Source organism: Nocardia transvalensis (assembly GCF_015477765.1).
GTDB lineage: Bacteria > Actinomycetota > Actinomycetes > Mycobacteriales > Mycobacteriaceae > Nocardia > Nocardia transvalensis_A.
Map to the genome: position 1 here is coordinate 62,350 of NZ_JADLQQ010000013.1, position 14,634 is coordinate 76,983.

The following is a 14,634-nucleotide window of genomic DNA, read 5'->3' on the forward strand; positions in this document are numbered from 1 at the left end:
CGAGCCGATCACGTCGGGAGCGAAACAAACCACACGGTCCGATTCAGGTGCCATGCAAGCCCCTCCTCACAGACTGACGAGGACGTCTTCGAAGGCGGCTTCCGCGGCCCCGAGAAGTTTCAAATCCGCGCCCAGCGAGGACTTTTCGATGCGGATACCGCCGAGGGCCCGACCGACCATGCTGCGGCGCACCACCTCCCGCCGGACGTGGCTCACCACGGCATCGGGCAGGGTCGTGAACAGGTCGCCGAGCACGACCAGCTCCGGACCGAGGATGTTCGCCACGTTGACCAGCCCGAGGATCAGCCAGTCGACATAGTCCCCGAGCCGCGCCACCGGATCCGAATCCCGTTGCAGCTCACGCAGTTCCGCCACGATCGCGCCGCGCGGACTACCCTCGGGCAGCCCGAGTGCGCGACGCAGGGCGGCCTCGCCGACCTCGGTTTCCCAGCAACCCTCGTTGCCGCAGTGGCAGCGGCGACCGCCCGGATGCACCGTCATATGGCCGATTTCGCCGAGATAGCCGGCCGAGCCGCGCATCAGCGCCCCCTGCGCGATGATGCCACCGCCGACCCCGACATCGGCGGACACGAAGACCGCATCCGAGGCGCCGCGCCCGACCCCGCGCATGAATTCGGCCAGCGCGCCCAGTTCGGCGTCGTTGCCGACGACCACGGGCAGGCCGAGCACGGTACCCATCCGTGCCCCGAACGGCACCTGCATCCAGCCGAGATTGGCCGCGGCATGCACCAGCCCGTCGGCGCGGCGCACCACGCCGGGCACCGACACCCCGGCCGCCACCGGCCGCAGCCCCAGATCCTGCGCCAGCAGCGCCGCGGATTCGGCGACGTGGCAGGCCACCTCGTCCGGATCGCGTTGCCGTCCGCGCAGATTCCAGCTGTTGCGGCCGAGGATCTGCCCGCCCAGCCCGACCAGCGCGATCCCCGCGTGTTCGACGGTGACGTCGACGGCCAGCACCACCACGGCCTGCGGCTGCGGCAGCACCAGCAGCGACGGGCGCCCGGCGCCCTGGGCCAGCCGGGGCACCCGTTCCTCGACGACACCGTCACCGGCCAGGCCGTCCACCAGCATCTTGATCGTCGAGCGGTTCAGGCCGAGTTCGGTCGCCAGCGCCGCACGGGTGGCCGGGCCACCCACGTGCAGCAGGCGCAGCAGCGAGGCACGGTTGAATCGGCGCACCTCGTCCGGGCGGGCGACAGTCATGCGCTCAGCAATAGCATCGTCGTCCCTCCGCTCGGTTGTGAGCCCAATGTTTGCCGCCCGGTGCGCATCGTCAGCGTCCCGTCGCCTGGGCGCGCCGACGCGACAGCGCGTCCACGGTCGCGGCCAGCAGCAACACCAAACCGGTGACGATCGACACGACCGCGGCGGGCTGTCTCAGCAACCCCAGCCCGTTGGACACCACCGCCAGCACCGCACCGCCGATCACGGCATCGGCCACCCGGCCCTTGCCGCCGAACAGCGAGGTGCCGCCGATGACCGCCGCACCGACGGCGAACAGCAGGGTGTTCAGGCCGCCCGCCTGCGGATCCACCGAACCCACCTTGGAGGAGTAGACGATGGCGCCGACCGCCGCACAACCCGACGAGATGACGAACACGCTGGCCCGCAGCTGGGTCACGTTGATACCGGCGCGCCGGGCGGCCTCGCTGTTGCCGCCGATCGCGTAGAGGTGCCGGCCGTAGGTGGTGCGGTTGAGCACATATGTGCCGACCACCAGGAGCGCCAACACGATCGGCACCACATAGGGCACCCCGGAGATCTCGATCAGCGGACTCGGCGACCGGTTCACCGACAGGAACGCGGTCGCCACCGCGCCCAGCATCGTCACCGCGGCCACCTTGCCGATCACCAGCGGCGTCGGCGGGGTGACCAAGCCCTTTGCCCGCCTGCGGAAGTGGCCGACGAGGGTCACCGCGCCGTAGCCACCGGCGGCCACCACGAACAGCACCCAGCTCCACAGCACCGACAGATTCCCGTTGGCGACCTCGTTGAGCACCGGTGAGGAGCTGATGCCCAGCACCCCGCCCTCGCCGATCACTTGCAGGATCGCCCCCTGCCAGGCCAGGAACAGCGCCAACGTCACCACGAACGACGGCATGCCGATCCGGGCGATGAGATAGCCGGTGATGCAGCCGATGGCGGTGCCCACACAGACCGCCAGCAGCATCTCGATCCACGGATCGGCCCGGAAGCCGACCAGCGTGATCACCAGGCCCAGCAGCGACATCGCCACGCCCGGCCAGATCCGCAGCAATCCGGCCAGCACCGCGGCGAGCACCAGCAGCGCACAGAAGACGATGTAGACCGTACTGCCCATGCCGGACAACAGATTTCCGTTGTCGACGTAGTGCATCGCCAGCACCGCACCCGCCACCCCGGATGCGGTGCCCGCGGCGAGGTCGATCTCGCCCAGCAGCAGCACGTAGACGATGCCCATCGCAATAATGGTCTGGCCCGCCCCCTGCGCGAGCAGATTCGCGATGTTGTTGAGCGAGAGGAACACCTCCGACAGCGTCGTGAACAGCACGATCAGCACCACCAGCCCCAACAGCGCAGGCAGCGAACCGATCTCGCCGCCCCGCACGCGGGCCAGATAGGCGCGCACGGCCTCCGCTGTGGACACGGTGGTGGTGTCGATGCCGAAATCGGCGACCGCCGCGTCGGACGAAACTTGCGTCATCACATCGTCTTTCCTGCTACAGCACCGCGGCTTCCGGCCGGGCCAAACCCAATTCGCCGGAACGGCCCGCGGTGATCAATTCCACGACCTGGTTCTGGGTGACCTCGACCGTGCGCACCTGCGCGGCCATCCGGCCCAGGTACAGCACCGCGATCCGGTCGGCCACCTCGAAGACATCGGCGAGGTTGTGGCTGATCAGCACCACCCCGATCCCCTGCTCGGCGAGGCGGCGCACCAGATCGAGCACCTGCCGGGTCTGCGCCACCCCGAGCGCGGCGGTCGGCTCGTCGAGCAGCACCAGATTGCTGTTCCACAGCACGGCTTTCGCGATGGCCACCGTCTGGCGCTGTCCACCCGACAGCGACGACACCGGCGTGCGCACCGATTTGACGGTGCGCACCGACAGCGACGCCAGCGTGCGCCGCGCGGCCTCCTCCATGCTCGCCTCGTCCATGAACCACGGCTTGCCGCGCTCGCGGCCGAGGAACATGTTCTGCACGATGTCGAGGTTGTCGGCCAGCGCGAGGTCCTGATACACGACCTCGATCCCCAGTGCCGCAGCGTCTTTCGGCCCGCGCAGCTGGACCTGCTCGCCGCGGAAGCGAACCGTGCCGGTGTCGGCGGGATGAATCCCGGCGATGCATTTCACCAGCGTCGACTTACCCGCGCCGTTGTCACCCACCAAGGCGGTGACTTCTCCTGCCGGAGCGGTGAATTCGACGTCGTGCAGCACGTGCACGGCGCCGAAACTCTTGTTGAGCCCGGTGATCTGGAGCAACGGCTCACTCATCGGGCGATCCCGAGTTGCATGCAGATCTGTGCCACGTCGCCGGTGCACAGTTCACCGGCCTTCACATAGCCCTGATCGACGACCTGCTTCACCTCGGTGCGGGTGATCGAATGCGGGTCCAGCAGGACCGATTTCACCGTGCGGTTGCCCTTGGGATCCTGGCTCGAGGCGGTGGCCAGCCCGTCCGCGGTCGCCTTGTCGCCCTTGGCCAGCGCCGCGGCCAGCCGGGCGGCGGCCTCGGCCTCGTCCTTGATCGGCTTGAACACCGTCATGTACTGATCGCCGCGCAGCACCGCCTTGAGGCCCTCGACGGTCGCGTCCTGCCCGGTGACCGGCACCTTGCCGTTGAGCCCGTTCTTCTTCAGCACCGTGATGATCGCCCCGGCCAGGCCGTCGTTGGCGGCCACCACGCCGTCGATCGTGCCGCCGTTGCCGGTGAGCAGCTGCTCGAAGACCTGCCCGCCCTTCTGGTTGTCCCAGCCGTCGATGGGCTGGCTGTGCACCAGCTTCAGCGCACCCGAGTTGTAGAGCGGCTGCAGCACCTTGTGCTGGCCCTCGGCGAACAGGGTGGCGTTGTTGTCGGTGGGCGCGCCCTGGATCTCGATCACCTGCGCGCCCGGCTTGTCCTTCAGCGCATCGGCCAGGGCCTGGCCCTGCAACTGGCCGACGCGCACATTGTCGAAGGACACGTAGTAGTCGGAGGCGCCGCCGAGGTTGAGCCGGTCGTAGTCGATGGTCGGAATGCCCGCCCTCTTGGCCTTGTTGGCCACCGCGGTGCCGACCTCGCTGTTGATGGCGGCGATGACCAGCACTTTCACCCCCTGGGCGATCATGCCGTCGGCAAGCGAAGTGAACTTCTGGACGTCACCCTGGGCGTTTTCGATATCGGCGTCGAATCCCTGTGCACTCAACGCCTGCTGCAGCATCGGCCGATCGAAGCCTTCCCAGCGGGCCGAGGTCGCTGTCTCCGGCAGGATCACCCCGACCGTCCCGTTCGCGCTGCCGCCACCCGCGCCCGGACCGGTGGTGGTGTCGCTACGCGTGGTGTTGGAACCGCAGGCGGTGAGGGTCAGCAGGCCGGCGAGCGCAACAGCAACGGCCCCAAGCATTTTCGTCCTCATCAGGTGAACCTTTCGAGCTGTCGGCCGCGCCCGCTCCAGCCCACTGTCCCGGCAGGCTCCCAGCCGGGATCTCGGGCCGGACGGCGCGGCCCATATGTTGTAGGCAACAACATATGCGACGCACGTCACAGCGGAGGTCACAATTGCACAACGGTATGTGGCCCAGCTCACTTATTGGCATCCTGGCACGAAACGAGCCGCCGCCGAACCCATTCGGCCGTAGCTGGACGTGTCATATTCGGAACACCCGCGAGTGTCAAATCCTGTTGTGAACGCAACCCGAGCGCCGTAACGTGAGTTGACTGTGCGCGCGGACCCGGGGGTGTATTTCAGACTGGCTGCAGCAGGGTTCCGCAGGCAGTGGCACTACCGCGCGGCGATGTTCGCCGGGATGGTCACCAACGTGGTGTTCGGGCTGGTGCGCGCCTCGGTCATGCTGGCCGCCGTGCGCACCGGCGCCGGATTCGGTGGCTACAGCGTCGATTCGATCGGCGCCTACGTCTGGCTCTCGCAGGGTCTGCTGGGCGCCCTGGCACTGATGGGCCCGCCGCCCGAGATCGTCGACCGCATCCGCACCGGTGACGTGGCGATCGACTTCCTGCGCCCGCTCGACATCCAATTCTCCTATCTGGCAAGCGATCTCGGGCGCGCCGGCTGCACCCTACTGCTCCGCGGGGTGCCGAGCGTCGCAGCCGGGATGCTGACACTGCAGCTCGGCCTGCCGCACGGCACCGCTCCCTATGTATTGGGCGCGATCAGTGTCGTACTGGCGATGACGATCTCCGCACTGCTGCTGCTCTCGGTCGGCCTGATCGGTTTCTGGCTGGTGGAAACCCGTGGGGTGCGACTGCTCTACCAGATCGTGGCCACCTTCCTGGCCGGACTGTTCGTCCCGGTCCACCTGTTTCCCGGCTGGCTGTACACCGCGGCGATGCTGACCCCGTTCCCCTCACTGCTGCAGGGGCCGATCGACGTGCTGTCGGGACGGGCCACCGGCCTCGCGGCCGTCCAGATCATCGGCGTCCAGCTGGGCTGGGTTGCCGTGGCAATGCTCCTCGGCCGCTTGCTGCTACGGGCAGGTCGGCGCAAACTGGAGGTGCAGGGTGGCTGAAGCGATCGACGAGGCAATCGAATCCTCTGGGATGCACGGAAACTGGTTCACCCCGTACGCGGCGGTGCTGGGCTCGCGGATGCGCTCACAGCAGGCCTATCCGCTGTCCTTTGCCGCCGATATGCTGTCTTCCCTACTGGTCGGTGTGGTGGAATTCGCCGAGGTCTGGGTGATCTACCACAACGTGCGGGTGCTCGGCGGGCTCGACATGGATGCGATGCTGCTGCTGTTCGGGCTGTCGAATCTGGCCTTCGCCATCGCCCAGATCGCGGTGGGCCACACCGACACCCTGCCCACCTATATTCGCCTGGGCACCCTCGACGCCTTCCATCTGCGCCCCCAGCCGCTGCTGATGCAGCTGATCACCAGCGATATCTCGCTGCGCCGCCTGGCCCGCGCCGGGGTCGCGGCCGCCGTCCTGGGTGCCGGGCTGCTGACCAACGACATCGCCTGGACCGCATCGCACTTCGCCCTGCTCGTGGTCTCCCTGGCGACGGGGATCGCGATCTTCGCCGGACTGTTCGTCTGCGCGGCCGGATTGCAGTTCTTCCTCATCGACGGCGCCGAACTCACCAACAGCTTCACCTACGGCGGCTCGTTCGCCGCTCAGCAGCCCACCTCGGTGTTCGGCCATCCGATGAAACTGGTGTTCGGATTCGCCGTTCCGGTCGCCTTCGTGGCCTACCTGCCCACCATCGCGCTGCTGGGGCTGCCCGGTCCCGAGTGGCTGCCGGCCTGGCTGGCGTGGTGGACTCCGGCCGCCGCACTGTGGATTTGGGTTCTTGCACTGACGTGCTGGCGTCTGGGCGTCCGGCACTACCAGGGAGGCGGTGGATGAACGCTATCGAGATCAGGGATGTGACCCGGCAGTTCGTACTGCGACGCAAGGACGACCGGCGCTTCAGACGCCGCCGGGAGGTACTGACCGCCGTCGACCGCATGAGTTTCAGCATCGAGTCCGGCTCCGCCGTCGGCTATATCGGAGCGAACGGTGCGGGCAAATCCACCACCATCAAGATGCTCACCGGCATTCTGGTGCCGACCGCCGGCACCGTCCGCACCTGTGGGCTGGAACCGGTGCGCCAGCGCCGGGAACTGGCGGGGCGCATCGGGGTGGTGTTCGGCCAGCGCTCCCAGCTGTGGTGGGATCTGCCGCTGCGGGAATCGTTCACCATCCTCGCGGCCATCCACCGCCTGGATCCGGACCTGGCGCGCAAGCGCACCCACGAACTGGTGGAACAACTGGAGATGGCCGACACCCTCGACACCCCGGTACGCCAGCTGTCGCTCGGCCAGCGCATGCGCGCGGAGATCGCGGCCGCCCTGCTGCACTCGCCGGAGCTGCTGATCCTCGACGAGCCGACCATCGGACTGGACGTGCTGTCCAAGCAGCGATTGCGCGAATTCCTCAGCTACGAGCGGATCCGGCGCGGCACTACACTGCTGCTGACCACCCACGACGTGGGCGATATCGAGAGGCTGTGCGAGCGGGTGCTGGTCGTCGACCACGGCCGGCTCGCCTACGACGGCTCGCTCACCGGCTTGGCGGCCACCGTCCGGGTGCGCCGGGTGCTGGTGGTCGATCTGGCCGTGCCCGCTCCGGATCTGGTCGAATTGCCGGGGGCCGAACTGGTGTCCAGCGAGGGCGGCGGGATTCGCCAGCGGCTGGCGTTCGACCCCGACACCACCACCGCCGCGCAGCTTCTCACCGCGGTGTCCGCGCGCGCCGAGGTCCGGGATCTGTCCATCGAGGAACCCGATATCGAGGACGTGGTGCGCAGCATCTACGAATCCCGTTCCGTGCCCTCCCTGCGCCGCGTGCCGCACGCCCGCGGCCGGACCTGAGTGAACTGCTGACGCACTCGCCGATGCCTTGCGGCGCCCTCGTGTTGCGAACCGGACGGCGGTGTGCCACGTTGCTTCTGATTCTCCCGGGCGCGGTGGTTCGGGTGGCCTGCCGGAGATCGAGAAGAGGGAGAACAGGTGCAATTGCGGGGTGCGCGACCTCCATCGTTCCGCCCCACCACGATTCGCGGTCGGCTGACCCGGATCATGGTGGTGGCGATCGTCATGGTGCTGGCACTGCTCGGCGTCGTCATCGCCGACGAGGCGAACGCCTATCGCCATACCGGTGATACCGCGGGCGCCGTCTCGCTGGCGCTGTCGGTGCAGGATCTGGTGCACGATCTGCAACGCGAACGCGGCCTCACCAACGGCCTGCTCGGCGGCGACACGGGGTTGCGGCAGGCGGTCGGCAAGCAGCGCGCCGCCACAGATCTGGTCCTGCTCGCGGTGCAGAACGCCCTGTCCGACAACGGTTCCGGGGCCGGGCCCGTGCGCACGGCACTGACTCAGCTGGCCTCGCTGAGCCGCATCCGCGCCGATGTCGACGCCCGCCATATCGACCGCGCCGCGGTGTTCCAGTTCTACAGCAATGCCGTCGGTGCCCTGAATCAGACCCGCCCGGGTCTGGATCACGCCCAGGACGACGAGGTATGGCGGGGCCTGCAGGCGCTCTACGCGCTCGGTGACGCCAAAGAATTCACCGCCCAGGAGCGCGGGTTCCTGAGCGGTGTCTTCGCCGCCGCGGGATTCGGACCGGGCGAATATGCCCAGTTCCTCACCATCCGGGCGGCGAAGCAGGCCGCGGTGTCGGCATTTCAGCGCGACGCCACCGCCCACCAGCGCGGATTGCTCGACGCCGCCCTGCGTTCCGAGGACGCCACCCGGGCCGCGGATGCGGAGGCGGTGGCGATCGACTCCGAGCGCGGAGCGCTCACCCGGCCGGTGCCCGTGGGGGACTGGTGGACTCAGATGACGACGGTGATCGACGCCCAGCGCGACGTGCAGCGCGCCGTCGCCGCCGATATCCGGTCCCGCGCCGACGAGCTCCGCGACGGCGCCGCCACGACTCTCGGCGCCTACCTCGCCGTCGCGGTGCTGGCGGTGCTGGTGCTCGTGGCGCTGATGGTGACCAGCGTGCGGGCGATCGTGCGGCCGCTGGCGGCGCTGGCGACCGAGGCCGACGAGGTGGCGACGCACCGGCTGCCGCAGCTGGTCACGGCGTGGCACGAGGCCGCCGACACCGAGCCCGGGCCACCGGAACCGTTCCGGACACCGGACGGGGCCAGCGACGAAATCGTCTCGGTGGCACAGGCTTTCGACCGTGTCCAGCGCACCGCCTATGAATTGGCCACCGAACAGGCGCTGTTGCGGCGCAACACCACCGAGTCGCTGGCGAACCTGGGCCGGCGCAACCAGAATCTGGTGCGCCGACAGCTGGCGTTGATCAGCGAGTTCGAGCGCGAGGAGCTGGATCCCAAGGCGCTGGGCAATATGTTCGAGCTCGACCATCTGGCCACCCGCATGCGCCGCAATGCCGAAAGCCTGCTGGTTCTGGTCGGCGAGGCCAGCCCGCGGCGCTGGTCGGAGCCGATCCCGCTGACCGATGTCATCCGCGCTGCGCTGTCGGAGGTCGACGACTACCGGCGGGTGGTGCTGCGCCGGGTGGACGATGTGCCGATCGCCGGGGGCGTGGTCAGCGAGCTGGCGCATATGCTGGCCGAACTCATCGAGAACGGATTGGCCTACTCCCCACCGGATCTGGAGGTGGAGATCTACGGCCGCCGGATCGGGCAGCCCTACATGCTCGCGGTGGTCGACCACGGCGTGGGCATGCCGCCCGACCAGCTGGCGGCCGCCAATGCGCGGCTGCGGGGCGAGGCCGATTTCCTGGTGGCGCCGACCCGATTCCTCGGCCACTACGTGGTCGGGCGGCTGGCCGAGCGGCTGGGCATCGAGGTCGAACTCACGGTGTCGCCGGTCAGCGGCGTGGTCGCGCGCATGCTGCTGCCGCCCGAGCTGATGGCCGATCTCAGCGAGCTGCGGTCGGACTGGAAAAAGCAACCGCCCCAGCAGCTCTGGACGCCCCCCGCGGCCCTTGCCGCCCCACCCGCCGAGACGACGGCGCTGCTGCGACCGGTCGAACCGTCCGCCGCACCCCCCGATCCGTTCCCCACCCTCCCTCCGGGGCCGATGAAGGATTCGCTGAAAGCGAGTGCGGCACAGCGGCTCAGTACCTCCGACACGGGTACGTTCCCCGCCGACGCCGAGACGCCCGATACCGAATCTGATTCGAATAATATTCCCGGACGTGAGGATTCGGGCCGAGGATCTCACTACACTGATCCGGCACCCGTGACCGAGGTTCAACGCACCCGAAACGGTCTGGTCAAACGCACCAGGAAGACTGGCAAGGCGAATACCGCCGCCGCCCGACCGACGACGGTGTCCACGCAGCCGGTGCCGCCCGTTGCCGAACGTTCACCCGAGGAGGTCCGTGGCATGCTCGCCAACTTCCGAGCCGGGCATTCGCGCGGTGAACAGGCCGAGCGGCACCGGGTTCCGGCGTCGCCCACACAGGAGGAAATCAGGTGACCACACATTTGCCGGACACGGGACCGCACACCTTCAACTGGCTGCTGGCCGACTTCGTGCGCACCACCGACGGCGTCCGCGACGCGGTGGCGGTGTCGTCGGACGGCCTGCTGATGGCGATGTCGGACGGGCTGGACCGCGCCGGTGCCGACCGGCTGGCGGCGATGGTGTCCGGGCTGGTGAGCCTGGCCCGAAGCGCCTCGCGCAGTTACGATTTCGACGGACTGAAGTTGATCATGATCGAAATGCGCCGCGGCTTCCTGCTGGTCTCGGCGATCGCGGACGGCAGCTGCATCGGCGTGATCGCCGGCAGCGACGCCGACATCGGCCTGGTGGGCTACCACATGGCGGTGCTCGCCGACCGCGCCGGTGCCCTGCTCACCCCGGCCCTCATCTCCGAGCTGCGAGAGTCGCTGCGGAGATGACCGAGCAAGCGCCGGAACCGTCGCAGTTGCACACCGAACCGGTCGTGCGGCCGTTTCTGATGACCGGTGGCCGCACCACTCCGCTGGTCGACGGATTGCGGGTGGAGACCCTGGTGCATGCCGCGCCCGCCGCACTGTCGGCGCCGTTGCGCTTCGAACAGCAGACCGTGGTAAGACTGTGCCAGCAGCCGCATTCCATCGCCGAAATCGCTGCGGCACTGCGGGTTCCGATCGGAGTCGCGCGAGTCGTGGTCGGCGACCTGGTGACCGCCGGGCACGCGACGGTCCGCGCGGCCGAAGAACCGTCCACCGCCGCCATCGAGAGGATCAGGGATCTTGTACGGGCACTCTGAGTTTCGCAGCACCGAGCCGGACCCGTCGGCGTCCTCGGTCAAGATCGTGATCAGCGGCGGCTTCGGCGTCGGCAAGACCACCTTCATCGGCGCCATCTCCGAAATCGAGCCGCTGGCCACCGAGGCCGCCATGACCGAGGTGTCGGTGGGTGTCGACGATCCGGGGCTGCGCTCGGACAAGACCACCACCACCGTGGCCCTGGACTTCGGCCGCATCACCCTCGACCGCGCCCTGGTGCTGTACCTGTTCGGCACGCCCGGCCAGGAGCGATTCGAATTCCTGTGGGACGACCTGCTCGACGGCGCCCTGGGCGGCGTGATCATCGTCGACACCGGCCGCATCGAGGACTGCTACCCGGTCCTGGACTTCTTCGAACAGCGCAACACCCCGTTCGTCGCCGTGGTCAACCGCTTCGCCGACGAGCCCCGCTTCGCCCTCACCGAAGTCCGCGAGGCCCTCGACCTCGACGAATCCATCCATCTCCTCGAATGCGACGCCCGCGACCGCGAGTCGGTGAAGCAGGTCCTGGTGGCCCTGCTGGAACAGGTGCTCCTGCACCGCCTTTCGGGTCCACCACACCTGGTCGCCAGCTGACTCCGCCCCGGCGCGTCGGCGCCGGGGCGGAGTCGAGGAGAGGCCGGGGGTGTCAGCCGCCGAAGGAGCCCGTCCACAGGGTGTTCAGGACGCCCGACAGGGCGGCGCTGCCGGTGTTGAACAGGCCGTTGAGGGCGGCGCTACCGGTGTCGATGATGACGGGGATCATGAAATCAACCTCTCTGTAGGGGTATTGCTTGCCGGCGGTCTGGTGGATCGCCGACCGGCACCCACGATTCCGAGGTCGACTTAATATTCACTGGCCGGTGGCTGAGAGGGCCCTGAGAGGGGCTGTGTGAAACGCCATGCTAACGAAACCGGACAGAAGGGCGATGCCGGGCTATTCCGGCACGGCACCCTGGGCCGAATACAGGCTCACCGCACCCTCCTCGTCGAGAAAGGCATTGACCAGCATGGTGCGGTTGGCGCGCAGCTGGTCCACATCGGGTGCCGCGGTGGTGATCGAGATCTGCGGGATGGCGGCCCAGTTGACGACGTAGCGTTCCGGCGGGCCGTCGGTGCCCGACATATGCGCCAGCCGGAAGACCGAGACGGCGCGGCGCTCCATCAGATCGCGCACCACCTCGGCGATTCGCTCCGGGTCTTCCAGGGCGAACAGGAAGCCGAAGGTCAGCTCCGGCGAGGACACGTAGGCGGCCACGAGCAATCAGGCTATCGGATCGGGTTGCCGAACCGTCGCCGGAGACCGAGGTGTTTCGATGCCGCAACGAAGGGGTATCTGTGCTCTACCTGTCCCATCGATCACCGATCTACGCGGTCGTGTAACCCGGTTGTAATGGTGTATAACGATTACCCGGCAGCTTCGGTGTTTCGGCGTCAGCCGGTTGCGTGGGTCGGATGGACGCGCTTTCCTGAATATGTCCTGCTTACCTCGGACAGCTTCTCTGCATCGTCGCGGATTTCCCGGTTTCTTCTGTGCCGTGAGCGCTTGTGGTGACTGTCCATGCCCGGGGCAGCGGGACTGCGCCGGAGCCGAGGGGAGCCCCTCCCCGAAACCCCCTCGGCCCTGGCGTATCCAGTCGACATGCCTAGCCGAGGGTGGGGAGACGATGGCGACCGAATACGCCGACCCGATCGGATCGCGGGAGCTGCCGTCGGTGGCAGCGGTATTGCGCGCGTTCCGCCAGCCGACCGATCCCGCCAGAGCGGATCACTGTGTGCTCGACGCGGCCCACCAGCTGGCGCAGTGCCACGAGCGGCGGCGGACCGCCCACCAGGCCGCCCACGATCCGGACGCGTCCAGTTCTCACGTGGCCGCCTGCAGTCAGCTGGTCGACGATATCGATATTGATCGTGCGAAACTGATCGCCCGCATCGACAACTGGGTGGCCGAGCACGTTCCGCATCGCTCCGGCGCGTCGCTGCACACCGAGACCCTGGGTGCGGTGATCGATCGCATGGCGGCGAAATGGGTGGCCGCACAGTATGCGCTGGGCCTGCCGGCGCCGAACGGCAAGGTCGATGCCCGCGCCCGCGCCACCGTCCTCGCCCACCGCGGCGTAGACAGCGAGGCACACCTGCACTGGGTGCGCCTCGCCGAATTGGCCGACGGCTACAAGGACCTGATCACCGACGTCATCGAGCACCGCCGCCGGTTGCCGGTTTTCTAACGCCGCTCGTCGGTGATTTCGATGTCGGCATCGATGACCGGCTGCTCGGCGTTGACATTCGCCCTCGGCTCCGGCTCGTCGACGAGCACATCGGGTTCGCCGCGCCCGGCCTCGACCCGCTCGGCGGCCTCTTGATCACGCCGGGCCGCCGCGGCGGCCTCGCGCATCTCGATCGCGTCGGTGACCCAATCCCCGATCTCGCGGGTCACCTCCGACACCGTATTGGTGATGATCGAGGCAATATTGCCGACGTGTCGCGCTCCCGACGACGTCAGTTCCTGGATCAGATCCTTGTTGCTTTCGAATTTCCCGACCATCAAACGCCCGCTCCGCTCGGCTGTCGCTCTCGCATCACGATAACACCAGGTTGCGGGGATTTCCCGGCGAGCGCGGGCGGCAGCGCGAGCCGGAAGATCTTCGCCCAGACCTCGCCGATCTGTTTGCTCAGCGGCCCGGTGTTGTAGGGCAGGCCGAATTCCTCGCACAGCGCGCGCACCTCGGGCGCGATCTCCGGATACCGGTTGGCCGGTAGGTCGGGGAAAAGATGGTGCTCGATCTGATGCGACAGATTGCCGGAAAGGATGTGGAACAGTTTGCTGCCGGTGATATTGGACGACCCGAGCATCTGCCGGACATACCATTCCCCGCGGGTCTCGTCGGCGGTCTCCTCCTCGGTGAACGTCTGTACGCCGGACGGGAAGTGACCGCAGAAGATGATCGAGTAGGCCCAGACGTTGCGGACCAGGTTGGCGGTGACATTGCCGGCCAGCGTGGACAGGAACAGCGGCCCGCTCAGCAGCGGGAAGACGACGTAGTCCTTGAGCACCTGCCGCCCGGCCTTGCGCCATTGTCCCTTGACCAGCCGCTTGATGTCCGACCACTTGCGCTTGCCCTGGACGATGTTCTCCACCTCCAGGTCGTGCAGCATCACACCCCATTCGAACAGCATCATCAGCGCAAAGGCGTACACCGGGTTACCCAGGTAGTAGGGGTTCCACTTCTGACCCTCGTCGATGCGCAGGATGCCGTAGCCGATGTCGCGGTCACGGCCGTGGATGTTGGTGTAGGTGTGGTGCATGTAGTTGTGCGAGTGCTTCCACTGATCGGCCGGGCAGACCGTATCCCATTCGAACACCCGCGAATTCAGGCTCGGCTCGCGCATCCAGTCCCACTGGCCGTGCATGACGTTGTGGCCGATCTCCATATTGTCCAGGATCTTGGACAGGCTCAGCGCGGCCACCCCGGCCAGCCAGAACGGCGGCAGGAAGCCCAGGTACAGCAGGCCACGCCCGGCGATCTCGAAACCCCGCTGCGCCTTGATGATCGAGTAGATGTATTCGCGGTCCCGCTCGCCCAGATCGGCGGTGAGGCGCTCCCGCAGATCGTCGAGCCGGCGGCCGATCTCCTCGACCTCCTGCGGGCTCAGCACCAGCGGGCCGTCCTTGGTTTCGGTGAGTATGGCCATAT

The 14,634-nt window shown here is 67.8% G+C and carries 15 protein-coding genes; 8 read left to right on the top strand and 7 right to left on the bottom strand.

Going from position 1 to position 14,634, the window contains the following annotated elements:
* Positions 1 to 66: 66 nt before the first annotated feature.
* The 4 genes from IU452_RS31755 to IU452_RS31770 form a co-directional block, all read right to left on the bottom strand.
* Complete coding sequence (locus tag IU452_RS31755) at positions 67 to 1,224, bottom strand: ROK family transcriptional regulator (RefSeq protein WP_195112909.1); 1,158 nt, start codon at positions 1,222 to 1,224, stop codon at positions 67 to 69.
* Positions 1,225 to 1,294: 70 nt separating this feature from the next.
* Positions 1,295 to 2,704, bottom strand: a complete 1,410-nt coding sequence (locus IU452_RS31760) for a sugar ABC transporter permease (protein ID WP_195112910.1) — start codon at positions 2,702 to 2,704, stop codon at positions 1,295 to 1,297.
* A gap of 16 nt (positions 2,705 to 2,720) precedes the next feature.
* A complete protein-coding gene (locus IU452_RS31765; RefSeq protein WP_195112911.1) occupies positions 2,721 to 3,494 on the bottom strand; it encodes an ATP-binding cassette domain-containing protein in 774 nt (257 codons plus the stop codon).
* The gene (locus tag IU452_RS31770) at positions 3,491 to 4,615 is read right to left on the bottom strand and encodes a sugar ABC transporter substrate-binding protein (RefSeq protein WP_195112912.1); all 1,125 of its coding nucleotides are present in this window, start codon (positions 4,613 to 4,615) and stop codon (positions 3,491 to 3,493) included. The genes IU452_RS31765 and IU452_RS31770 overlap by 4 nt, the downstream gene beginning before the upstream one ends.
* Before the next feature lie 322 nt (positions 4,616 to 4,937).
* On the opposite strand from IU452_RS31770, the gene IU452_RS31775 reads away from it, so the two are divergent.
* From IU452_RS31775 to IU452_RS31805, 7 genes are all read left to right on the top strand, one after another.
* Complete coding sequence (locus IU452_RS31775; RefSeq protein WP_324192948.1) at positions 4,938 to 5,726, top strand: ABC transporter permease; 789 nt, start codon at positions 4,938 to 4,940, stop codon at positions 5,724 to 5,726.
* On the top strand, positions 5,719 to 6,564 hold the full coding sequence (locus tag IU452_RS31780; protein WP_324192949.1) for an ABC transporter permease: 846 nt from the start codon (positions 5,719 to 5,721) through the stop codon (positions 6,562 to 6,564). The genes IU452_RS31775 and IU452_RS31780 overlap by 8 nt, the downstream gene beginning before the upstream one ends.
* The gene (locus tag IU452_RS31785; RefSeq protein WP_195112913.1) at positions 6,561 to 7,571 is read left to right on the top strand and encodes an ABC transporter ATP-binding protein; all 1,011 of its coding nucleotides are present in this window, start codon (positions 6,561 to 6,563) and stop codon (positions 7,569 to 7,571) included. Before IU452_RS31780 ends, IU452_RS31785 begins: the two co-directional genes overlap by 4 nt.
* 138 nt (positions 7,572 to 7,709) lie before the next feature.
* Positions 7,710 to 10,163: a nitrate- and nitrite sensing domain-containing protein gene (locus IU452_RS31790; protein WP_324192950.1), complete on the top strand. Its 2,454-nt coding sequence runs from the start codon at positions 7,710 to 7,712 to the stop codon at positions 10,161 to 10,163.
* Positions 10,160 to 10,588, top strand: coding sequence for a roadblock/LC7 domain-containing protein (locus IU452_RS31795; RefSeq protein WP_195112914.1), 429 nt, complete (start codon positions 10,160 to 10,162; stop codon positions 10,586 to 10,588). Before IU452_RS31790 ends, IU452_RS31795 begins: the two co-directional genes overlap by 4 nt.
* Positions 10,585 to 10,941, top strand: coding sequence for a DUF742 domain-containing protein (locus tag IU452_RS31800; protein ID WP_195112915.1), 357 nt, complete (start codon positions 10,585 to 10,587; stop codon positions 10,939 to 10,941). Before IU452_RS31795 ends, IU452_RS31800 begins: the two co-directional genes overlap by 4 nt.
* Positions 10,922 to 11,536: a GTP-binding protein gene (locus IU452_RS31805; RefSeq protein WP_324192967.1), complete on the top strand. Its 615-nt coding sequence runs from the start codon at positions 10,922 to 10,924 to the stop codon at positions 11,534 to 11,536. Before IU452_RS31800 ends, IU452_RS31805 begins: the two co-directional genes overlap by 20 nt.
* Before the next feature lie 340 nt (positions 11,537 to 11,876).
* Here the strand turns inward: IU452_RS31805 and IU452_RS31810 are convergent, their stop codons facing one another.
* On the bottom strand, positions 11,877 to 12,197 hold the full coding sequence (locus IU452_RS31810; protein ID WP_195112917.1) for a hypothetical protein: 321 nt from the start codon (positions 12,195 to 12,197) through the stop codon (positions 11,877 to 11,879).
* Positions 12,198 to 12,606: 409 nt separating this feature from the next.
* On the opposite strand from IU452_RS31810, the gene IU452_RS31815 reads away from it, so the two are divergent.
* Positions 12,607 to 13,167: a DUF4254 domain-containing protein gene (locus IU452_RS31815; protein WP_195112918.1), complete on the top strand. Its 561-nt coding sequence runs from the start codon at positions 12,607 to 12,609 to the stop codon at positions 13,165 to 13,167.
* Here IU452_RS31815 and IU452_RS31820 read toward each other — a convergent pair.
* Both IU452_RS31820 and IU452_RS31825 read right to left on the bottom strand, forming a co-directional pair.
* A complete protein-coding gene (locus IU452_RS31820; protein WP_195112919.1) occupies positions 13,164 to 13,484 on the bottom strand; it encodes a hypothetical protein in 321 nt (106 codons plus the stop codon). The two genes, IU452_RS31815 and IU452_RS31820, sit on opposite strands and share 4 nt — an antisense overlap.
* Positions 13,484 to 14,632 carry a fatty acid desaturase family protein gene (locus IU452_RS31825; RefSeq protein WP_195112920.1) on the bottom strand — a complete coding sequence of 383 codons (1,149 nt, stop codon included), beginning with the start codon at positions 14,630 to 14,632 and terminating at the stop codon, positions 13,484 to 13,486. Before IU452_RS31825 ends, IU452_RS31820 begins: the two co-directional genes overlap by 1 nt.
* Between the last annotated feature and the right edge of the window lie 2 nt (positions 14,633 to 14,634).

Coding starts and splice junctions, on each gene's coding strand:
- IU452_RS31755 (WP_195112909.1), bottom strand. CDS start 1,224: ATGACTGTCGCCCGCCCGGACGAGGTGCGCCGATTCAACCGTGCCTCG.
- IU452_RS31760 (WP_195112910.1), bottom strand. CDS start 2,704: ATGACGCAAGTTTCGTCCGACGCGGCGGTCGCCGATTTCGGCATCGAC.
- IU452_RS31765 (WP_195112911.1), bottom strand. CDS start 3,494: ATGAGTGAGCCGTTGCTCCAGATCACCGGGCTCAACAAGAGTTTCGGC.
- IU452_RS31770 (WP_195112912.1), bottom strand. CDS start 4,615: ATGAGGACGAAAATGCTTGGGGCCGTTGCTGTTGCGCTCGCCGGCCTG.
- IU452_RS31785 (WP_195112913.1), top strand. CDS start 6,561: ATGAACGCTATCGAGATCAGGGATGTGACCCGGCAGTTCGTACTGCGA.
- IU452_RS31800 (WP_195112915.1), top strand. CDS start 10,585: ATGACCGAGCAAGCGCCGGAACCGTCGCAGTTGCACACCGAACCGGTC.
- IU452_RS31815 (WP_195112918.1), top strand. CDS start 12,607: ATGGCGACCGAATACGCCGACCCGATCGGATCGCGGGAGCTGCCGTCG.
- IU452_RS31820 (WP_195112919.1), bottom strand. CDS start 13,484: ATGGTCGGGAAATTCGAAAGCAACAAGGATCTGATCCAGGAACTGACG.
- IU452_RS31825 (WP_195112920.1), bottom strand. CDS start 14,632: ATGGCCATACTCACCGAAACCAAGGACGGCCCGCTGGTGCTGAGCCCG.